Consider the following 21176-nt stretch of genomic DNA (forward strand, 5'->3'; position numbering starts at 1 on the left):
AGTTCACCTCTCGGAGCCGACGGGTACTGGTAGGTGTGGAGTCGTCAGGGCGGGTCGTCCTCTCGCGGGGTGGGGTGGGTGTGGTGGCGCGAGTGGTGTGTGTGCACGGGATCGGGCAGCAGGTGCAGGGGGAGAGTCGGCTGCGGTCGGTGTGGTGGCCCGCGTTGAGCGACGGGCTGCGCCGCGCCGGGGCCGAGAGCCTGGTGGCGGAGTCGGATGTGGCGGTGGCCTTCTACGGCGACCTGTTCCGCCCGGCCGGCGAGTTCCTCGCCGCTGGTGACCCGCCCTACACGGCCGCCGACGTGGAGGAGGGCTTCGAGCAGGAGCTGCTCGCCGAGTGGTGGAAGGCCGCAGCGGAGTCGGATCCGGGGGTGGTGGCGCCGGACGCGGACGACGTCCTGGTGGCGACGCCGCGGTCGGTGCAGGGCGCGCTGCGGGCGCTCTCGGGGTCGAAGTTCTTCGCGGACGTCGCGCTGCGGGCGATGGTGGCGGATCTGAAGCAGGTCCGGGCCTACCTGACGGACCAGCAGGTGCGTGAGCAGGCCCGCGCCCGGGTGATGGTGCAGATCGGGGAGGACACCCGGGTCGTGGTGGCGCACTCGCTCGGCTCGGTGGTCGCCTACGAGGCGCTGTGCGCACTTCCGGGTCACCGGGTGCGGGCGCTGGTGACGATCGGCTCCCCCTTGGGCATCCCCCATCTGGTCGTGCACCGCCTCCAACCCACCCCTGTGCCCGCCCCTGACAGCAAGGGCAAGGGCAAGGCGGTGCGCGGGGCATGGCCGGGCGGGGAGCAGCTGGAGTGGACGAACCTGGCGGATGCCGGTGACGTGGTGGCGCTGGTGAAGGACCTGCGCCCGGCCTTCGGGGAGCGGGTGCGCTCGGCGACGGTGTCCAACGGTGCGCACGCCCACGACGCGACCGCCTACCTGACGGACGCGCTGTGCGGGCGGGCGATCGCCGACGGCCTCGCGTGAGCGACAGCGCTGAAGCAGCGAAGGGGCCGCGCAGATTCCTGATCGCGACGGTGGTCGCCGACTACCCGAAGGACCGGACCTTGAACCGGACCGGCCTGGTGGAGGCACGCGACCGGATCATCGACCTGTTCACCCGGCAGCTCGGCTACCGACTCCATGACCCGCTGCCACTGAGCCCGACCAAGCTGCAGCTCACCGACGCGCTGCGCGCGTTCTGCTCCTCGAAGGAGCGGCGCGAGGACGACGAGCTGGCGTTCTACCTGTCGTGCCACGGCGGGACCCTCGACGACGGTGACGAGCACGTTCTGTACACCACCGACACCGACCCCGACGACCTGACCTACACCTCACTGCCCACCGCGGAGCTGACCCGGGTGATGCTGCGCGACAGCCAGATCAGCCGGGTGATGCTGCTGCTGGACGCCTGCTACATCGGCCTGGGCGGCAACCAACTGACCGCAGCCGCGCTGAAGCACCTGGGTCCCGTCTGGGGCCGGAAGCCGGGGGCGGGCCTGGTGGTCGTCTCATCCGCCCAGCCGCACCAGCTGGCACACACAGGCGTGTTCCCCAAGCTTCTGCAGCAGGCCGTCACCGACCTGTCCGTCGCCGGCCACGTCCCCACCACGCTGTCGGTCGACGCCATCGTGCAGCACATGAACCGCTCCAAGGACCTGCCCGGCGACCAGCGGATCAGCCAGAACAGGGTCGGCTTCGACGGCGAGCCGCCCGCGTTCTTCCCCAACCCCCGCCACGACCCCCGGCTGAACGAGGTCGACCTCGCCCTGCAACAGGCTGCCGCCTTCGACGCACAGGACCGCAAGCGCGATGCCGAGCTCACCACCCGCCTCCTGGTACGCGCCATGGGCTACCAAGGCCGCCCGGGCGACGACCTCGCCGCCCCCGCCTGGTGGTTCAGCGGCCGAGAGGCTGCCCTGCGCCACCTCGGGGAGTGGCTCAGCACCCCGTCCGCGCCGGACAGCCGGTCCTGCCGAGTGGTCACCGCCGGCCCCGGCTCCGGCAAGACCGCCGTTCTCGGCCTGATCGCCGCCCTCTCCCATCCCGAACGCCGCCGCGCCGTCCCCCTCGACGCACTCGACATCCCACCGGGCCTGATCGCCCCTGGCACCCTCGACACCGCCGTATACGCCCAAGGGCTGAGCGACACCGACGTCCTGGACGCGATCTGCGCCGCCGCCCGCATCACCACCCCGGCCAAGACGGTGGGCGAGCTCCTCGACGCCCTCGCCCACCGCTCACAGCCGCTGAGCATCCTCGTCGACGCACTCGACGAAGCCGCCACTCCCCACACCCTCTGCACCACCGTCCTGCGCCCACTGATCGAGCACTCCCGCGGCCGCATCCGCCTCCTGTTGGGCACCCGCCCCTACCTGCTGCCCCGCCTCGGCATCGACCCCGCCGACACGGAGCAGGTCGTCGACCTCGACAGCCCCCGCTACGCCGACCATCAGGCCCTCGTGACCTACACCGCCCGCACCCTCCTGCAGTCCCGCACCACCTCCCCCTACCGCGAACACCCCGCCCAGGTGAGGCCGGTCGCGAGCGCCGTCGCCCGAGCGGCCGGGAACTCCTTCCTCATCGCCCGCCTCACCGCCGGCACCCTTGCCGCCACCCCCGTCATCCCCGACCCGTCCGACCCCGTCTGGCAGGCGTCCCTGCCCCGCCACGCAGGCGACGCCATGCGCGAGGACCTCCACCGACGCCTCGGCCCCCATGCGCAGCGCGCCACCGACCTCCTACGGCCCCTCGCCTACGCCCAAGGCCAAGGCCTGCCCTGGGAAGACATCTGGGCCTCCCTCGCCACCGCCGTCTCCGGCCGCACCCTCACCGACGACGACCTCCTGTGGCTGCGCAACGAGGCCGGCTCCTACGTCGTCGAGGCCACCGAGAACCACCGCTCCGCCTACCGCCTCTACCACGAGGCCATGGCCGAGCACCTACGTGAGGACACCGACGGCCAGGCCGTGCACGCCGCCTGCGTACGGGTCCTCACCGACCGGGTCCCCTACCGCGCCGACGGTGCCCGCGACTGGTCCCGCGCGCACCCCTACACCCTCGCTCACCTCGCGCACCACGCCGCCCGTGCCGGGCTCCTCGACCAGGTCCTCGAAGATGCCGAGTACCTCGTGCACGCCGACCCCCGCGGCCTCACCCCCCATCTCCACCACGCCCGGCACCACACTGCCCGCTTGTCCGCCGCGGTCTACCGCCATGGCCTCCACCTCCACCTGGACACCACCCCCGATCGACGCCGCCAGGTCCTCGCCCTCGAAGCCGCCCGCGCCGGCGCGCACCGACTCCACCACGACCTCACCCAGCACACGCCGGCCGGCACCTGGACGCCGCAGTGGGCCACCGGCAACACCTTCAACCCCGCCCTCCGGGACACGCTCACCGGTCACAGCCCGATGGTGCACGCGGTAGCCGTGACCACGCTGGACGAGCGGCCCGTCGCCGTCACGGCGAGTGGGGACGGCACGGCACGGGTGTGGGACCTGACCGCTGGTCGGCAGATCGGCGAACCTCTTGTCGGACATTCCGGCGGCGTGGAAGCAGTGGCCTGCACCGTCCTCGACAACCGACCCGTGGCCATCACCACCGGCGCGGACGGAACCCTGAGGCTCTGGGACCTGACGAACCACCAACCCATCGGCGAACCCCTCACCGGACACTCCGGCGCCGTGAAAGCGGTGACCTGCACCGTCCTCGACAACCGACCCGTGGCCATCACCACCGGCGCGGACGGAACCCTGAAGCTCTGCGACCTGACGAACCACCAACCCATCGGCGAACCCCTCACCAAGCACCGCATCGGCGTGACGGCGGTGGCGTGCACCGTCCTCGACGATCGGCCCGTGGCCATCATCGCGAGTCTGATCGGCGGGCTACAGGTCTGGGACCTGATGTCCCGTCAGCCCATCGGCCCGCCCCTCGACGGCCGCCCCAGCCTCGTGACCTCACTGGCGTGCACGACGCTGGACGACCGTCCCGTGGTCGTCACCGGCAATCTCGCGGGCCCTCTGCGGATCTGGGACCTGACCACCCGTCAATCCGTCGGCGAACCCCTCACGGGCTACAGCAACTCCGTGAGGGCGGTGGTGTGCACCCTCCTCGACAACCGGCCCGTGGCCGTCACCGCGAATGCGGACGGCACCGTGCGGATCTGGGACCTGCCCACTGGCCCCGCCCTCCCCTCGACCGGGCGGACCGTCCTCACCGGCCCGTCGAGCACGGTGAGGGCGGTGACCTGTACCGTCGTCGACGACCGGCCCGCAGCCGTCACCGCCGGCCTGGACGGCACCGTGCAGATCTGGGACCTGACGACCCACCGGCCCATCGGGCCGCCCCTGACCGACCTCGGAACCAGAGTGGCCTGCACGACCTTGGACGACCGGCCCGCAGCCGTCACCGCCGACAAGGACGGCACCGTGAGGATCTGGGACCTGACGACCCGCCGGAGAATCGGCGATCCCCTCACCGGCCACACCGGTCCCGTGACCGCATTGGTGTGCACGACCTTCAACGACCGGCCCGCAGCCGTCACCGCCGGCGAGGACGGCACCCTGCGGGTCTGGGACCTGACCAGCGCCGCGGCCTACGAGTGGACTCCTCGGGGTGTCTACATCGCACACCGCGGCACCATTGCCGCCGTCACGTGCACGGTGCTGAACGGCTACACCCTCGCCGTCACCGCTGGCCACGACGGAACCGTGCGAGTCTGGGACCTGACCATGCGCCAGCGAATCCGCGAGTTCCTCACCGGCCGCACCAGCACCGTGACCGCAGTGGCGTGCACGACGGTGGACGGCCAGTTCATCGGCGTCATCGCGAGTGCGGACGGCACGGTGCAGGTCTGGGACCTGATCACCTGTCAGCCCACCGGCGAACCTCTCAGAGGCCACACCGGAGCCGTTCGGCAGGTGACCTGCGCCGTCCTCGACGACCGGCCCGTGGCCATCACCGCGAGCGCGGACGCAACGGTGCGGATCTGGGACCTGACGACCCGCCGGGGCACGGTCGAGATCCTGATCAGCGACCCTCGGGCCCTCACGCTCACGAATACCAGTGGCCTCATGGTCGGCTTCGACGACGACCTCGCCTTCTACGAGCACCACACCGGAGCGAGGGCGCGCTGACGGGTGGCCCTGCGGGCCTCACGACCCCATCGCTCCAGGGGCCCGTTCCTGGTCACCGCCCCCGCGCCGACGCGGTGGGAGCGGACCGCACGCGTTCCTCCCGTACGATCCGCTCCCACCCGGGGTGACGACACGTCAGGGCAGCCGTCCCCCATCCACGGCGGGCGCTAGCAGGCCCGGCCGCTCACGACGCCGGTGGGCCGGGTGACGTTGACGTACTCGGTCGAGTAGTTGCCCCAGAAGTCGTGCGTGGTGATCGCGTAGACGCTGGTCTGGTACTCGACGTACACGGCCCAGGACGCGCCCGGCTTGAGCGTGAACTCCTCGTTGTAGGTCTCGGTGACGGCGGTGTTGAGCTTGGTGTTCAGCGCGGCGGTGATCGTCTCGAGTGCCGTCCCGGAGATGTTGGCGCTGGTCTCGGTGGTGACGGTGTAGGTCACCCCTCGGCTGTACTTGGCCTCCACGGAACTGGACTGGTTGCGGTAGCAGTTGCTCGCCCGGACGTCCCACACCCGGCCCTGCCGGTACATGGTGAACAGCGGGCTGGCACCGCTGCTCGGCGACGCCACCGGAATGCCCGGGCCCGCCGGGGTGACCGGGAGGTTGGCGTATCCGGTGACCACGACCTGGGGAAGGGTCCCGTCGATCGGCTGGCCGATCGAGCCGTCCGGAACCTCCGTCACCGCCCCGCCGCCGTCCGGCGCGCTGCCCCCGCCGTCCCCCGGGTCGCTCGAGTCGCCGCCCGACCCGCCGCCACTGTCGCCGCCGGGGTCACCCCACTCACCGCCGCCCCCAGCACCGCCACCACCGCCCGAGCCGCCACCGCCGTTTCCGTCGTCGTACGGGTCCTCGTCCTGGCACAGCACGGAACCGTCACAGGCGTACGCGGCGGTGGGGATGGCCACGGCGGGCACCGCGGTGAGGACGACGGCGCCGAGTACGGCCGCCGTCGCCATGGATCGCAACTTCACGGTCTCTCCCAAGTCGGGGGTGAACGGAGCGTCGGACCGGGTCTCGGCCCGACGACACGGCAGTCTTCCCGGCGGTCCGGCCCCGGGCAGCCGTAGAACTACGCAAGCGGATACGGAGCCTGGACCGGGGAGACGGCCGGGCGGACGTTCGGCGCACCGGACCGCCGTCAGTGCCGCGCACTACGTTGGGCACGAATCGAGCAGGGGGAGGCGGCGCTCCGGGAGAGCGGCGGCCCGGAGCGGCCGGTGGCCGCGGAGAGGACGGGTGTTCGTCGTGGCGTTGTCGATGACGGGCCGTCAGACCGTCGGCAGGCAAGCCGAGTTAAGGCAGATGGTGGCCACCCTGGAGGGTCTGGAGCGCGGCCGGGGGGCCGTGGTCGAGATCACCGGCGAACCGGGCGCGGGCAAGACCCAGTTGGCCTGCGAGCTGGCCGACCAGGCGGCACAACGCGGGATTCCGGTGCTCTGGGCGCGGGCGACCCGCTCGGACGAGGGCGACCACCAGGTCTTCCGCGACACGGTCGGGCCGGCCGCGGCCTCCGGAACCCTCGACCTCGACGCCTGGTGCGAACTTCTCCAACAGCGCGCCGCCGGTGGCTTGTTGGTGGTCGACGACCTGCACCTGGCCGATCCGGCCTCGGTGGAACTGGTCCTCCGGCTGACCCGTGCGGCTCCGGTCGCGGCGGCCCCGGCATCCGCACCGTCGGCATCCGTCCGCACCACTCCGCCGACACCGGTCGCGCCCGGCACCACCGGCGCCGCCTTCGTACTGGTCCTGGTGCACCGGCCCCGGCAGAGCCCACCGGCCCTGGTGGAGGCACTCGACCTCGGCGTGCGGACCGACACGTTCCTCCGGGTGGAGGCCTGCCCGCTCGACCTACCCGCAGTGGCCGCACTGCTCGGCGACCGGTACGGGGCCGCGAGCGGGAGCGGCAGCGACACCGTGACAGCCCTGCACGCCGCGTCGAGCGGGCTCCCCGGGTACCTGCGGCTGCTGGTCGCGGCCCGTTTCGACCCCGCCCTGTGGCCGGACCGCGCGGGTCGCGACGAGGACGCGCTGCCGCGCGAGGCCGCGGCGCTGCTCGCCGAGGTCGGCAGGCTGAGCGGACCGGCCCGGGCCACCGCGCGGGCCGCCTCCGTCCTGGGCCCAACGTTCCGGCCGACCGACGCGGCCCGGATCGCCGGGCTCGACGCCCGGGAGGGTCTCGCGGCCTGCGCCGAGCTGCTCCGCGCCGACCTGGTCCGCCCGTCCGACCGGGGAGGGGAACTGACGTTCCGTCATCCGGCCGTCGGCCGGGTGGTGCACGCCTCCTGCGAGCTGCCGCAACTGCTGGACGCCCACCGGCAGGCCCTGCGGATCGCCGTCGAGCGCGGAGCCCCGGCCCTCGAACGGGCCCGGCACGCCGAGTACCTGGCACACACCGACGGGCCCGCGGCGGCCCGCCTCCTCTCCGAAGGAGCCGCCGAGGCCCTCACCCGGGCCCCCGAGCTCGCGGCCCGCTGGCTCCGCCTCGCCCTGGACACCCTGCCCGCCCCCGGCATCGAGCAGGAGCTGCCGGAGCGCGCCGCATGGGAACTCGCGCACGGCCGGGCCCTGATCGCCGCCGGACGCCTCACCGAGGCACGCGCCCTCGCCCACCGCCTCCTCACCGAGAGCGGCCACCGACCCTCCGCACCGGACCACGAACCACCCACCCCACCCGACCGCACCCCGGGTCCGGGGCTGCCCTCCCGGCTCCTGCCCCGCACGTACGCGCTCTGCGCCGCCGCCGAACGCCTGCTCTGCCGCTACCAGGAAGCGGAGGCCATCGCCCGCACCGGGATGGCCCTGCTCCCCCGGCCACTGCCCGCAGCCCTGTCGGTCGAGGCCACCGAACTGGTCTACGAGTACGGGCTGGTGCACGTCCTGCGCGGCACCCACGACCGGATCCGCCCGCTGCTGCGGGAGGCCGCCCGCTCGCGGACCGAGGCCGGGCCCGCCGCGTCGACGGCCCTGCGCGTGCTGATCGCCTTCTGCGACGTCTTCTCCGGCGACACCGCGCGGGGAGCGGCCGAAGTGGCCCGCTGCGCCGCGCTGGTGGACGCGCTGCCGGACGGGGTCGCCGGCCACACGCCGGACACCCTCACCCTGCTCGGCTGCGCGGAGCTGTACCTCGAACGCTTCCCGGACGCCCGGCGCCACCTCCTGCGGGGCCTGGACGCCGCGACCGGCGGCGCCCAGAAGCACATCCGCGCCCACCAGTTGCTGGGTCTGACCATGATCGACCAGTGGGCCGGCCGGCTCGGCTCGGCGGAGCGGCGGGCCGCCGAGGCGGAGGAGCTGGCCCGGGCGGTCGGCGCGCCGGACGTGGTGACGCTGGCGACCGCGATGCGCGCCATGACCCTGGTCTGGTCCCGGGGGCAGGAGCACGCCGGCGAGGCGGTCGCGCTCGCGGCGCGGGCGGTGGACACCGTCGCGCTGGGCCGGGGCTGGTGGGCCACCTCGGCGATCAGCCTGCTGGCCCATGCCCAACTGCTCGGCGGGGACGCCGCCGGCTGCCTGCGGACGCTGCTGGACGGCGGTGGCGGCGCCGGCCTGCCGGACGTGCAGCCGGCCTTCCGGCCCTCGCTGCTCGCCCTGATGGCGCTCGCCGCCCTGGCCGACGGCGACGCGGAGCACGCCGGGCAGCTGCTCGCCGACGCGGAGGCGGACGCCGAGCGGCTCGGCCTGCCGTTGCAGTGGGCCTGCGTGCACCGGGCCGCCGCCCAGCTCTGCTCGGCACGCGGGGAGCACAGCCGCTCCCTGGATCTGTTCGAGCGCGCCGCGGAGGGATTCCGCACCGGTGGGCTGCCCGTACAGCACGCCTGGACCCTGATCGCCGCGGCGCCCGTGACGGCTGCCGTGCGCGGCCCGGCCGCCGCACTGGACCTGGTGGAGCGGGCCGAGGCACTCGCCCGGCCCTGCGGGGCGGCCCTGGTCCTGGAGAAGGCCGGACGCCTACGTGCCCACCTCACCACGGCCCCCGGCCCGCACTCGGCGGCCGCCCCCGGGCCCCCGACCGTCCGCTCCCCGCTCAGCGATCGCGAACGCGAGGTCGCCGACCTGGCGGCCGCCGGACTGCGCTCCCGTCAGATCGCCGAGCGCCTCTTCCTCAGCCATCGCACCGTCGAATCCCATCTGGGCAACGCCTACCGCAAGTTGGGCGTCTCCTCGCGCACCGCACTGGCCCGGGTGCTCGGCCCGGCTCCAGGCGCCGGTCTCCAACGGGCAGGGGCCGAGCCGGAGTTGCAGTGATCGGCGCGCACCAGCCGGGCCGGGGCGATGGTGTACCCGCCCCGGCCCGGATGCGCTGGATCTTCGGTCAGGGCTGGGCGGTGAGGCGGAAGCTCTGGGCGGCGGAGTCGTCGCAGGTGCGCTGGACGAGCTGGACGGAGTTGGTCGCGGCGGTGGTGGCGACGGTGAGGCACTTGCCGCTGTGCCGGGCGACGAAGTGCTGACCGCCACCGGCTTCGGTGACCGGGCGCCACTGCTGGTTGGCGCCGCCGCCGTAGGTCCACAGCTGCAGCGGGGCGTTGTCGGCGGTGGAGACGCCGGTGACGTCGACGACCTGGTCGGGGTTGTTGCGTGCGGCCAGCCGCACGTAGCCGCTGTCGGTGGCGGTGAGGCGGAAGTGCTGGGCGGTGGTGGAGTTGCAGGTGTACTGCTGGACCGCGGTGCCGTTGGCTGTCGCGGCGGCCCGGGCGTCCACGCACAGGCCGTTGGCCCGCGAGGTCAGGCTGTTCCAGGGGTCGGTGGCGACGGGGGCCTTGCCGAGCCACTTGAGGGCGTCGAGCAGCAGGCGGTTCTGGGTGGCGGAGGCGAAGGTGGACGAAGTGCGGGTGTTGGTGGCGTAGTTCATCGCGTTGTGGCCGAAGTTGGCGTACAGCATCCGGTACTGGGTGTTGGTCCACACGATGGGGTAGTCGCCGCTGTACCAGGACTGGTTGGGGTCGGTGCCCAGCGGGAAGCTGGAGGCGTCGACGGAGGCCAGGACCTTGATGTTCGGGTTCGCCCGCAGGTTGTTCGACCAGGCGTACCACTCGCTCACCGCAGAGGTCCAGGTCGCGGGCAGGGAGGCCGCGGCCGGGTGCGCGGGGTTCTCGGTGCGCAGGACGGCGGTGGTGGGTCCCCAGGTGTTGGACCGGAAGTTGCCGCTGCCGAGGAACTGGTTGTAGTACCAGTCCCAGGCGGAGGCGTTGGTGGTGAACGCGGAGACGTGGAAGCCGAGCCAGGCACCGCCGCCCCGCACGTAGCGCTCGAAGCCGGCGCGTTGGGCCGCGCTCTGGGGGGCGTCGTCGAGGAAGAGGACGACGCTGTAGGCGTCGACGCCGCCGTTGGCGAGCAGGTCCCAGTTGGTGCTGGCGGTGTAGCTGAAGTTGTTGGCCGCCGCGGCCTTGGGGAACCAGTCGTTGGCTTCCTTGACGAAGTCGATGTGGGCGGCGTCCCAGGTGCCGTTGTAGAGCGCGAGGACCTTGAAGTCCGGTGCGAGCGGCACGGCTCGGGCCCGCTGGGCGGCGGGGACGAGGAGGCCGATCAGGAGGGCGAGCAGGGCCAGGAGGACGTGGGGGAGCCTCCGGGGAACGGTGTGGCGCGGCATGGGTCTGCTCCTTCGGTGGGGGCCGGCCGGGAGGTGGGGGCGCCAGTGGGGGTGCGCCTTGGTGCTTGCCTGAGCCGGGAACCTAGAGGTCTGAACCAATCACGTCAAGACGTCGGTCGTTCGGCTCTTGAACGCTCAAATGGAGTCACCTGCCGACTCTCTGACGATTCATCAGCTCAGGCGTGAAGTCTTGACGGCTGGATCGTGGGCCGGTTCACTCGGAACCTCCGCACCGGAACCGGTCCCGCACGGTGTCACGGGTGCTCGACACCGCCCTGGGGGTGGACCGACGACGGCTGCCCGCGTTCGGGAGGTGACCTCGCAGCCCGGGTGCCGCACCGCCGCCGCGCACCGTCGCATCACCCCGCCACGGATCGCGCGAGCCACCGCCCTGCCACAACTCGCTTGCGTGCGGGCCGCACCTCGGTTCGGATGGCGGCGATGAACATCACCGACCTCTTCGACGTGCTCGACGCCCTGCACTCCGCCGAAGCCCCGTGCTGGGTCGCCGGCGGCTGGGGCGTCGACGTCCTGGTGGGCCGTCAGACCCGCGAGCACCGCGACCTCGACCTCGCCCTCGACGCCACCCGCGAGGCCGCCGCCATCACGGCGCTGGCCGCCCACGGCTACCGGATCGAGACCGACCAACGCCCTGCCCGGGTCGAGCTCGCCGCCCCCGGCCGGCGCTGGGTCGACCTCCACCCGGTCCACTTCGACACCACCGGCGCGGGCCGCCAGTCCGACCTCCACGACGGCTACTTCCACTACCCCCGTGAGGCCTTCGCGACTGGCACCCTCCGAGGCCGCACGATCCCCTGCCTCTCAGCCGCCCAGCAACTGACCTTCCGCACCGGCTACACCCTCCGCGAGGTCGACCACCACGACATCGCCCTCCTCCACACCCTGACCGACGCCCCACCTCCAGGCACCGGCCACGCCTGACGGACCGTCGACAGCGCTGATGCCCGCGCCCCGAGCGACGTGGAGACCCACCGTGGGACCCGGGTCGCAGACCGACCGGCGGGGCCTCCGGCCAGAGGAGGCCCGGACCTTCGCCACCCCTCAACTGGAGGCCCACCGCCGGCCGCACGCGACCGGTGCCGCGCTATCCCAGCCCCGGCTCCGCGCCCGGTTCAGCGGCGGCACGGGCCGGTTGCCTGCGAGGGACGAGCCGACCCGGCTGTCGCGGAGCCGGGGCGTCCGGTGTCCGGCCGCGCCGGACGACCCGGACGAGCCTGCGTCCCAGCAGGAGGTAGCCGAGGACGGCACCGGCCGTGTTCAGGATGATGTCGTCGACGTCGAAGGCGCGGCCGGTGATGAGCGCTCCTTGGACCAGTTCGACCAGCAGCATCAACGCCGCCGTGCGTAGCAGGACCCGGAACAGACCGCGGGCCTTCGGCCAGAGCACCGGCAGGAGCAACCCGAACGGTGCGCCCAGCAGGACGTTCCCGCCCACCTGCCGGGCTGCATCGAGCGTGGTGGCGTGCAGCAGGTAGTGGCGCAGCGAGTCGCCCGGCCGAAGGTTGCTGTGCACCTGGCCGACCGCCCCGGGCACGGGAACCAAGGCGACGCGGGCCAGCGCCGCGGCGAAGGCGACGGAAGCCAGGAAGGCGGCGACGAGGACGAGCCACCTGGCCGCGACCGCTGCCCAGCGCCGCCCACGGCTCGGTTCCGCGCTCTTCCCGTCCACGACGACTCGACGCGCCGTTCCGTGCTCCGCTACGTCAGGTGCGTGGCCGGCCGTCGTTTCCTCGCCCGTGTCGACGCCCCTGCCCACCGGCCGCCCTCCGCCCCTGCCTACCCCTCTGACCGCCATCGTTTCGGTTCCCCTCTTCTGCCGCACACCGCTGAGGGCCATCGCTTACCCGCACGGCGCGCACTCACGCCGGAGCCGCGGACACCCTCAGCCGACGTCGATGCCGGTGACCACCGGAGCACCGACGCTCACCGTGCCCGGCGGGTAGCCCGCGGCGGCGAAGGCACGCTCCGCCAGGTCCGTCGCCGCCGTGCCCGCGGCGGCGCGGTCGTCGGCCTCGACCTCCAGGCGCAGCACGAACGTCCCTTCCGACTCGTCCAGGGTCAGGACGTCGAGCTCGGGTACCGCTTCGCCGACCTCGCTCGGGTCGGCGCCGCGCACGACGGCCAGCAGCCGGCTGCGCGCCGCTCCTTCCAGCGGGTGCGGAACCGTTCCCGGAACAGTGATCACGTAGTTGCCCATGACGTGCGTGTGACCGCTCGGCGCCGCGCGAAACCCGATCGGGTCGACCACGGTCCCGTCCAGCGACCCGGCCGCCGTCGGACGCGTGCCGGCGGCGGGCGGACGGCGGGCGGACGGCAAGCCGCCCACCCGCGCGGAGCCGTCAGCCGCCCAGGTGCGGGCTGTAGAGCGCGGACAGGAAACGGGTCGTCAGTTGGTCGCGCTGCTGCGGGGGAAGCGCGTCCAGCAGCCGGTTGACGCCGGCCATCCGGGCGGCGCCGTCGCCGGACAGGTCGAGGCCGGTGGCCGGGAGCAGCGCCGCGAAGGTCGCGTCGTCGAGCTCCGCGAAGTCCAGCTGGTCGAGCAGCGCCACGAGGTCGTGCGGTGCCTCCACCGGCCCCCGTCCGCGCACCGCCGCCGCACTCTCGCGCAGCGCGTCCAGCAGCCCGTCGACCCCCTGCTCGCTGACCCCGGTGAGGGTCAGGTGCAGGCTGGCCGGCAGCCCGTCCACGCTCAGCTGCGGCTGCAGGAAGTACCCGCGCGCCCGGGACTCGTCCGCCAGCTCCCACAGGTCGAGCGGGGCGTCCGGGTCGGCGCCGATGGCGACCAGCGTCGCCTCCGGCTCGCCGAGCACCCGCAGGCCCTCGATCTCCGTGACCCCGGCCACCAGCCGCCGGGTGGCGGCCAGCGCGGCGCGCCCCAACTCCCGGTAGCCGTCCGCCCCGAGGGCCTGCAGGGTGGCCCAGGCACCGGCCAGCGGACCGGCTCCCTTGCTGCTCTGCACCGTCGAGTTGACCACCGGGTACCCGGGCCACTGGGCACAGGCGTAGTACGCGGCCAGCCGCATCGGCTGGTCCCGGAACAGCACCACCGAGGCACCCTTCGGCGCGTAGCCGAACTTGTGCAGGTCGCAGGAGAGCGAGGTCACCCCGGGCACCGAGAGGTCGAAGGCCGGCACCGCGGCGCCCGCCTCGGCGAGCCAGGGCAGCAGCCAGCCGCCCACGCACGCGTCCACGTGGCACGGTATGCCGCGCCCGGCGGCGTCGGCGGCGATCCGGCCCACCGGGTCGACCACGCCGTGCGCGTACGAGGGCGCCGAGGCGACCACCAGCACCGTCCGGTCGGTGCACGCGGCGGCCATCGCCTCCGGCACCGCCCGGAAGGTCGTCGGGTCGACCGGCACCACCGTCACCTTGACCCGCAGGTAGCGTCCCGCCTTGTGGAAGGCGGCGTGCGCGGTCGCGGGGACCACGATCTCGGGCTCGGTGACGTCCGGCCGGGAGTCCCGCGCCGCCTTCACCGCCAGGATGATCGACTCGGTGCCGCCGCTGGTGAAGATGCCCGGGGTGGTGTCGTCCCCGCCGAGCCGGGACGCGGTCGCGCCGACCACCTGCCGCTCCAGCGCGACGATGCTCGGAAAGGCGGTCGGGTCCAGGCCGTTGACCTCCAGCATCGCCAGGTATGCCTGCGCCGCGGCCTCCCGGACCTCGGGCCGGCCCGCGTCGTAGGTGTACGCGGTGGTCTTCCCGCCCCGGGTGGGCAGGTCGGCGGCGGTCAGCGCGCGCAGCTCGGCGAGCAGGTCCTCGGTGGGACGGCCGCTCTGCGGCAGGCCGGGGTGGGTGGCGGTCATGCGACGTGCTCCGTTTCGGGGGTCGACAGGGGTGTGGTGACGGTGGAGCGGCGCCGGCCGTAGGCGCGCAGCGCGGGGAGGGAGAGCAGCATCAGGACTGCCGGGACGAGGCTGAAGCCGAGCAGGACACCGGCCCGCGCGGTGTCGGTCTGCGCCACCGGGTGGTCGGTGGTGGAGGCGACGAAGCCGGCGGCGGCCAGGGCGAGCGAGAACAGGCCCGGCCCGGCGGCCAGGCCCGCCGTCTCACCCGCGGTCCACAGTCCGGTGAACGCGCCGGACTGCAGCCGCCCGGTCCTGGCCGCGTCCGCGTGCACGGTGTCCGGCAGCAGCGACAGCGGCAGCACCTGCAGGGCGGCGTACGCCACCCCCAGCACCGCACACAGCGCCAGCACCGCGCCGACCTGTGCTCCACTCCGGCCGGCGGCCGGCCACAGCGCCGCGGCGGCCGCCACGAACAGCGCCGTCGCCGCGGTCAGGCACCGCAGCCGCCCCCAGCGGGCGGCGGCCCTCCCCCACAGCGGGACCGCCACCGCACTGGGCGCCACCAGGCAGACGAACAGCACCGAGGTCAGCCGGTACCCGCCGAGCCAGTAGGTGGCCGCGTACGGCGCGGCCGCCAGCATGATCGCCACTGCGGCGGCCTGCAGCACGAAGGCGAGGAGCAGCGCGAAGAACGCCCGGTTGCCCCTGGCGGTGCGCAGCGCGCCCGTCAGGCCCAGCGGTTCGGGGCCGGGCCGGGACACCACCCGGCGTGCGCCCAGGGTCGGTACCAGCAGCGTCACCAGCAGCAGCGCCGCCACCACCAGGCCCATCACCGCGTACCCGGCCCGGCCGCCGCCGGCCAGGGAGACCACCGCCGGGGCCAGCCCGCCCGCGACCAGGATGCCGACGGTCAGGCAGACGATCCGCCAGACCATGATCCTGGTCCGCACCTCGGGCCGGTCCGACATCTCGGCCGGCAGCGCCACGTACGGCACCTGGAACAGCGAGAACGCGCTCGACGCCAGCACGAAGGCGACCGCGACCCAGGCCGCCGCGCCCGCGCCGGTCATCGGCGTCAGGAACATCGCCGCGAAGGCCACCGGCAGGGCCGCCGTGCCCGCCGCCAGGATCCGCGTCCGGCGGCCGGTGCGCAGTGCCTCGCGGTCGCTGGCCGCTCCCACCATCGGGTTGAGCACCGCGTCCCAGACCTTCGGCAGCGCGACCACCAGGCCCGCCACCGCGGCCGGCACGCCCAGCGCGTCCGTCATGAAGTAGAGCAGCAGCAGTCCCGGCACCGTCGAGTAGACGCCCGTGCCCACCGACCCGAGCGCGTACGCCGCGAGCTCCCGGCGCCCGAGGCCGGACCCAGGGCCGGGGCCGGGGCCGGGGCCGCTCACGGTGCCCCTCCCAGATCCAGTTCCCTGACCACCAGGGCCCGCAGGTGGGCCCGGAAGCGCGGCACCTGCGGGCGGATCACCGACCGGCAGAAGCCGTGCGTGGTCCACAGCACCGTCCACACCGTCAGCTCCGCCCGGTCCTCCTCCAGCCCGGGCAGCGCCGCCGTCAGGGCGTCGCGCACCGACTCCAGCAGCGGTCGGGCGTAGAGCTCCTCCAGTTCGGCGAACTCGGCCGCGTCCGCCAGCCAGCGCCGCATCCACAGTGCCGGGACGTGCGGTTGCTCCAGGCAGAAGTCCAGGTACCGGTCGGCGAACGCCGCCGCGGCCGCGGCCGGGTCCGCCGCCACGTCCCGCGCGAACGCCGCCAGCGCGTCCGCGACGGCCGACTGCTCCGTCTCGTGCGCCAGCCGCATCACTTCGCGGTACAGGTCCGCCTTGTTGCCGACGTGGTAGGCCACGGTCGCGATGTTCAACCCGGCCGCCGCGGCGACGGTCCGCGTCGTGGTGCCGTCGTAGCCGTGCTCCGCGAACAGCGTGGTCGCCGCCGCGATGATGCGCTCTCGGCTGGTGTCAGCCGTACTCCGGTGCTGGGACATGGCGGTGAGCGTACGGGCACCGGAGCCATCAATCAATCGTTTGATGGAGAGGAAGTCGCCCGTTCGGGGCCCGGCCCGCGGCGAGCGCCGGCCACCACTTCGCCACCACCGTGTCCGCTGTTCGAAAGCGCCCACTAGGATGCGCTCCTGACAACCCGTCAGGGGTCGAAGCATGGGTCGAACAGGAGTGGATGAGATGCCGGACGACATCGAGTGGATGAAGCGCGGGCTGGAGGGTCCGGCGATCGAGCGGGTGGACCTGCGCATCGATGTCCCGCACTCGGCGCGGATGTACGACTACTGGCTCGGCGGCAAGACCAACTTCCCGCCGGACCGCGCTCTCGGCGAGGCCTTCGAGCAGGCCATCCCCAGCATCAAGGTCATGGCCCGGGAGAACCGCAGGTTCCTCGGCCGCGCGGTGCGCTACCTCGCGGGTGAGGCGGGCATCCGCCAGTTCCTCGACATCGGCACCGGCATCCCCACCGAGGGCAACACCCACGAGGTCGCCCAGGCCACGGCCCCCGACAGCCGGGTCGTCTACGTCGACAACGACCCGATCGTGCTCGCCCACGCACGTGCGCTGATGGACAGCAGCGGCTCCGGCCGCACCGCCTACATCCACGCCGACCTGATGGAGCCGGAGAAGATCCTCGCCGACCCGGTCCTGACCGACACCCTGGACCTCGACCAGCCCGTGGGCCTGACCCTGGTGGCCGTCCTCATGCTGATCGCTGACGCGGACGACCCCTGGGCCAAGGCCCGCGTGCTGATGGACGCCCTGGCACCCGGCAGCTACGTCGCCATCACCCACCCCGGACTGGACTTCGACCCCGCCGCCATGGCCTCGATCGTGAAGGCCGCGGCCCGGGGCGAGATGACCCTGGTGCCGCGGACCCGCGACCAGGTCGCGCGGTTCTTCGCCGACTGGGAACTCGTCGAGCCCGGCGTCGTCCCCGTCATGGGCTGGCGCCCCGAGGGCGCGGAGCCCGCCGACCCCGGCGCCGCCTACTACTGGTCCGGTGTCGCCCGCAAGCGCTGACGGGCGTTCAGTCGGCCGGAGTGATCGGCGGGAGGGTGTACCCGCCGTCGAAGACGGCGGGGTCCGGCTCGTACATGCGCAGGATCGGGCGGAACGGCCCCTGCGGGGTGGGCAGCCAGTTGGCGCGGGCGGCGGGGTCGGACGGCTCGTCGGGGCGCAGGTGCAGGGTCAGGGACCCGTCCGCGCCGACGTGCAGCCCCTGGGTGCGGTCGCCGATGGAGTAACGGTCGGCCGGGTTGGCGACCAGGAAGTACTCGGGCAGGTCGTACATGGTGACGGACCAGAACGCGTCGACGGGCGGCGGGCTGTCGAAGTGGAGGGTGTAGGCGCGGCGGCCGTCCAGGGGCTTGCCGTCGCCGTCGTTCCAGGTCATGGCGTAGGCGGCTTCGTAGCCGTGGTTGCCCCACAGTCCCGCCCGCGCGGCCGCGGCGCGCACCAGGTGGGCCGCGTCGCGGTCCTGGACGATCCACGCCGGGTCGTCCAGGGTGCCGGGCCCCAGGTGGTCGGCGTTGTAGTCGAAGGCGTGGTACGTGAGCTTCCAGCCGTTCTGCTGCGGGCCGGTGCCGTGCGAGGTGAACGCCTCGACCTCCTCCCGGCCCGCGGCCAGGCCGGCCGTCAGCGCGTCGCGCAGCTCCGCCGACGGTGCCGTCAGGAGGTCCACCGCGGGGTCCAGCAGACCCAGCGGGGCGAAGCGGCGTTGGTGCTCCTGTTCCCTGGCGGAGGGCGGGAAGGCCCGGAGGTGGGTGCGCAGCCGCCGGTAGAAGGCGGGGGCGTCGTCCTGCGCGCCGGGCGCGATCACGGGGAGTCCGGCGGCCTCACCCGCCGTCTCGAGGGTGAGGACCTGCTGGAGGGCGCGGACCGCGGGCAGGTCGGCGGGGCCGTCGCAGGCCCAGCGGCCCACGATGGTGCACACCCTGGTCGGCGCGGGGATGCGGGTGGCGTGCGCCGGCACCTCGCCCTGCCAGCCGGGCGGGGTGATCAGGAAGGAGCCTGCCGCGGTGCCGCTCGCGCGGCGCCCCACGTAGGCGAAGTTGTTGGTCCAGGCGTCGACGAACTGGAGGACGTAGTAGCGGCCGTCCGTGTCCGGCACCCGCAGCAGGGCGGGGCCCGCGCCGAGGTCGAGCTGGGCGATGGAGTAGAGGGTGTCGTTGTTGACGCTGACGAAGGTGTCGGCCGGCCCGGCGAGCTTCGCGGCGTGGCTGAAGGAGTTGAACGCGGCCGGGGGCAGGCTGCCCATGCCCTTGGTCGTGAACCTCTCGACCTGCTCCAGGTTGAAGACCAGGGGGAACCCGTAGACGTAGGCCTCTGCCGCCAGCCGTTCCAGGTCGACACTCATCTGTGCACCCGTCACCTTCCGCGAGTCGGAGCGTGTCCGACACCCACCCTCGTGCGAACCCCGCGAACCCGCCACCGCGTCAGCCCTGTCCGGGCCGGGCCGCGGTCCAGGCCCGGGCCCTGCGGTGCGCCTCGTCGAGCAGGTCGAAGACGGCGCCGCCGCGAGGATCCGCCGGGTCCCGGCCCGGAACACGTCCCGGTCGACCCCTGCGGAGTTAGCGTGGACGCCATGAGCACGGAGCAGCGGTGGCGCGTGGCGCCGGACCCCGGCCTGGTCGTCCAACGGACCTGCGACCACCTGGCCGACCTGGCCGAAGTACCGGCGGACACCCCCCTGGCCTGCCAGGACTGCCTGCGGAACGGCACCACCTGGGTCCACCTCCGCGCCTGCCTGCACTGCGGGCACATCGGCTGCTGCGACAGCTCCCGCGGCCGGCACGCCTTCCGGCACGCGCACGCCGAGCACGGTCACCACCTCGCCCGGTCCGTCGAACCCGGCGAGCAGTGGGCGTGGTGCTACACCGACGAGCTCTTCCTCCGCCCGGCCTGACGGCAGGTCAAATGGACAATTCGTTGACGTTCATCCGACAATCGGTCCCCGTTCAAGCGGTGATCGTTCTAGGGGGACGTACGACATGGGACGCCGAGAGGCCCCGTTGGATCCGGGCGGGGGGCCGCTGTCCCGGTTCGCCGTCGACCTGAGGGAACTGCGCCGCGCCGCTGGCTCGCCCTCCTACCAGGAGCTGGCCCGGCTCACCCACTACGCGGCCTCGACCCTGGCCGCCGCCGCAGCCGGGCGGAAGGCACCGAGCGGCGCGGTGCTGGCCGCGTACGTCGGCGCCTGCGGCGGTGACGTCGAGGCGTGGGAACGGCGGCGGCTCGCCCTGGCGACGGCGGACGAACCCGACGGGGCGTCAGCCGTGACCCCGGCCGAACCGACCCCAGCCGAACCGACCCCGACCGAAACCGAGTGCGGAGACGGAGACGGAGACGGCACCGGACGCCGGGTCTCCACACTGCTGCGCCGCCTCGGGGCACTGGGCGCGGCCGCGGTGCTGCTCCTGACCTGTGCCGCCTCGCAGTCGCCCGACTCCGACACCACCGACCACCGCCGCTGGCTGCGGCTGGGCACCGACGTGCCCGAGCGCTACCGGGGGCTGATCGTGCGGGCCGGGACGCTCTGCGCCGCGCCGCAGGTCACGCCGGCCCTGGTCGCGGCGATCCTCAAGACCGAGAGCGGCTTCGACCCGCACCTGCACGACCCGGCCAACGACGAGTACGGCATCGCTCGTTGGACGCCCCGGGTGCTGCGCTACTACCTGCCGGAGGACCAGCAGCGCCGGGTGCCGGTGCCGCCGTTCGACGAGCGGACGTCGATCATGGCGCTGGGGCGGATGCTCTGCACGCTCGCGCCGCAGCTGGAGGGGGTCCCGGGCGATCCGGTGATGAACCTGGCGGCCGCGTACCGGACCGCGAGCTGGGTGGTGCAGCAGAGCAACGGGGTGCCCGAGCGGCTGCGCCCGTACACCGACGTGGTCCGGGGCCACCTGCTGGCGTACGCGCCGGAGCGGGGCGCGTGCCTGCCGTACGCGGCGGGCGCGAGCTCGTACCCACGGGCGTGCGCTCCGTTCGCGCACTGACCGGTCGCGGTCCGCGAGCAGGACCGAAGGGATTGTCCGGGGATTGTCCGATGATTGTTCGATGGGCCGCTGACCGGCGGAAACGCGGCCCGCGATGCGGTTGTGTGGTGCCCGGCACCGGGTCCGTCCGGTGCCGCCGAACCACGATCGAGGGGGAACCACACCCGTGTCCACGACCCGCATCCGCAAGGGCCTCACGGCCGCCGTCACCGGCCTGGCCGCCCTGGCCGCCGTCCTGGTCTCCGCGCCCGGCGCCGCCGCCTACGACGGCAGCCCCTGCCACAGCCCGACCCAGCGCAACCTCACCAACCCCTACAACGGCCACACCTCCACCGAGACCGTCACCTACTGCCCGCTGTGGCGCGGCAACGTCCCGGTCTACGCGACCCGTGACGTGAACAGCGGCGTCGTCGGCTACCTGGTCTACGGCGGCTCCTCGAACTGGTTCGTGTTCGAGAAGCAGGGCGCCACCGTCAACCTCGGCGGTGCGGTGAACAACTGGTGGGCCAGCACCCTCGCCGACAACGGCAAGTGGGGCTGGGTCCCGGAGGTCTACTTCTCCGGCGGCGACAACTACGAGGACGACCGCGGCCTCTACATGCCCGGCGACGTGGCCTGCGTCTGGCCGTGCAGCGGCCAGACGCC

General features: G+C 73.5%; 16 protein-coding genes. 8 read left to right on the forward strand and 8 right to left on the reverse strand.

Going from position 1 to position 21176, the window contains the following annotated elements:
- Window positions 1–83 precede the first annotated feature (83 nt).
- Window positions 84–974, forward strand: coding sequence for a hypothetical protein (locus tag ACWEPF_RS30260; RefSeq protein ID WP_452175063.1), 891 nt, complete (start codon window positions 84–86; stop codon window positions 972–974).
- On the forward strand, window positions 971–5128 hold the full coding sequence (locus ACWEPF_RS30265; RefSeq protein ID WP_452175064.1) for a hypothetical protein: 4158 nt from the start codon (window positions 971–973) through the stop codon (window positions 5126–5128). The genes ACWEPF_RS30260 and ACWEPF_RS30265 overlap by 4 nt, the downstream gene beginning before the upstream one ends.
- 167 nt (window positions 5129–5295) lie before the next feature.
- Here the strand turns inward: ACWEPF_RS30265 and ACWEPF_RS30270 are convergent, their stop codons facing one another.
- Window positions 5296–6099, reverse strand: a complete 804-nt coding sequence (locus ACWEPF_RS30270; RefSeq protein WP_452175065.1) for a DUF6426 family protein — start codon at window positions 6097–6099, stop codon at window positions 5296–5298.
- Window positions 6100–6385: 286 nt separating this feature from the next.
- Between ACWEPF_RS30270 and ACWEPF_RS30275 the strand changes: the two genes are divergently transcribed.
- Window positions 6386–9373 carry a LuxR C-terminal-related transcriptional regulator gene (locus ACWEPF_RS30275; protein WP_452175066.1) on the forward strand — a complete coding sequence of 996 codons (2988 nt, stop codon included), beginning with the start codon at window positions 6386–6388 and terminating at the stop codon, window positions 9371–9373.
- Window positions 9374–9440: 67 nt separating this feature from the next.
- Here ACWEPF_RS30275 and ACWEPF_RS30280 read toward each other — a convergent pair whose 3' ends face one another.
- Window positions 9441–10715 (reverse strand): ThuA domain-containing protein, encoded by a 1275-nt coding sequence (locus ACWEPF_RS30280; RefSeq protein WP_452175067.1) that lies wholly within the window; start codon window positions 10713–10715, stop codon window positions 9441–9443.
- A gap of 441 nt (window positions 10716–11156) precedes the next feature.
- On the opposite strand from ACWEPF_RS30280, the gene ACWEPF_RS30285 reads away from it, so the two are divergent.
- On the forward strand, window positions 11157–11657 hold the full coding sequence (locus ACWEPF_RS30285) for a nucleotidyltransferase domain-containing protein (RefSeq protein ID WP_452175068.1): 501 nt from the start codon (window positions 11157–11159) through the stop codon (window positions 11655–11657).
- A 163-nt stretch (window positions 11658–11820) separates the two neighbouring features.
- Here the strand turns inward: ACWEPF_RS30285 and ACWEPF_RS30290 are convergent, their stop codons facing one another.
- From ACWEPF_RS30290 to ACWEPF_RS30310, 5 genes are all read right to left on the reverse strand, one after another.
- Window positions 11821–12492 (reverse strand): VanZ family protein, encoded by a 672-nt coding sequence (locus ACWEPF_RS30290; protein WP_452175069.1) that lies wholly within the window; start codon window positions 12490–12492, stop codon window positions 11821–11823.
- 126 nt (window positions 12493–12618) lie between these two features.
- The gene (locus ACWEPF_RS30295; protein ID WP_452175070.1) at window positions 12619–12984 is read right to left on the reverse strand and encodes a hypothetical protein; all 366 of its coding nucleotides are present in this window, start codon (window positions 12982–12984) and stop codon (window positions 12619–12621) included.
- Between the two features lie 91 nt (window positions 12985–13075).
- Window positions 13076–14542 (reverse strand): pyridoxal phosphate-dependent decarboxylase family protein, encoded by a 1467-nt coding sequence (locus tag ACWEPF_RS30300; RefSeq protein ID WP_452175071.1) that lies wholly within the window; start codon window positions 14540–14542, stop codon window positions 13076–13078.
- Window positions 14539–15921 carry an MFS transporter gene (locus ACWEPF_RS30305; RefSeq protein ID WP_452175072.1) on the reverse strand — a complete coding sequence of 461 codons (1383 nt, stop codon included), beginning with the start codon at window positions 15919–15921 and terminating at the stop codon, window positions 14539–14541. The genes ACWEPF_RS30300 and ACWEPF_RS30305 overlap by 4 nt, the downstream gene beginning before the upstream one ends.
- Window positions 15918–16517 (reverse strand): TetR/AcrR family transcriptional regulator, encoded by a 600-nt coding sequence (locus ACWEPF_RS30310; RefSeq protein WP_452175073.1) that lies wholly within the window; start codon window positions 16515–16517, stop codon window positions 15918–15920. Before ACWEPF_RS30310 ends, ACWEPF_RS30305 begins: the two co-directional genes overlap by 4 nt.
- Before the next feature lie 196 nt (window positions 16518–16713).
- On the opposite strand from ACWEPF_RS30310, the gene ACWEPF_RS30315 reads away from it, so the two are divergent.
- The gene (locus tag ACWEPF_RS30315; RefSeq protein ID WP_452175074.1) at window positions 16714–17556 is read left to right on the forward strand and encodes an SAM-dependent methyltransferase; all 843 of its coding nucleotides are present in this window, start codon (window positions 16714–16716) and stop codon (window positions 17554–17556) included.
- Between the two features lie 7 nt (window positions 17557–17563).
- Here the strand turns inward: ACWEPF_RS30315 and ACWEPF_RS30320 are convergent, their stop codons facing one another.
- Window positions 17564–18892, reverse strand: coding sequence for a DUF1254 domain-containing protein (locus ACWEPF_RS30320; protein WP_452175075.1), 1329 nt, complete (start codon window positions 18890–18892; stop codon window positions 17564–17566).
- Between the two features lie 228 nt (window positions 18893–19120).
- Here ACWEPF_RS30320 and ACWEPF_RS30325 point away from each other — a divergent pair, with 228 nt between their 5' ends.
- The 3 genes from ACWEPF_RS30325 to ACWEPF_RS30335 all read left to right on the forward strand — a co-directional run.
- Complete coding sequence (locus ACWEPF_RS30325) at window positions 19121–19441, forward strand: UBP-type zinc finger domain-containing protein (protein ID WP_452175076.1); 321 nt, start codon at window positions 19121–19123, stop codon at window positions 19439–19441.
- A gap of 85 nt (window positions 19442–19526) precedes the next feature.
- Window positions 19527–20531: a lytic transglycosylase domain-containing protein gene (locus tag ACWEPF_RS30330; RefSeq protein ID WP_452175077.1), complete on the forward strand. Its 1005-nt coding sequence runs from the start codon at window positions 19527–19529 to the stop codon at window positions 20529–20531.
- A 166-nt stretch (window positions 20532–20697) separates the two neighbouring features.
- Window positions 20698–21176, forward strand: a 479-nt coding sequence (locus tag ACWEPF_RS30335; RefSeq protein ID WP_452175078.1) for a hypothetical protein, incomplete at its 3' end; no start/stop codon positions are given.

The organism is Kitasatospora sp. NPDC004289 (assembly GCF_053602875.1).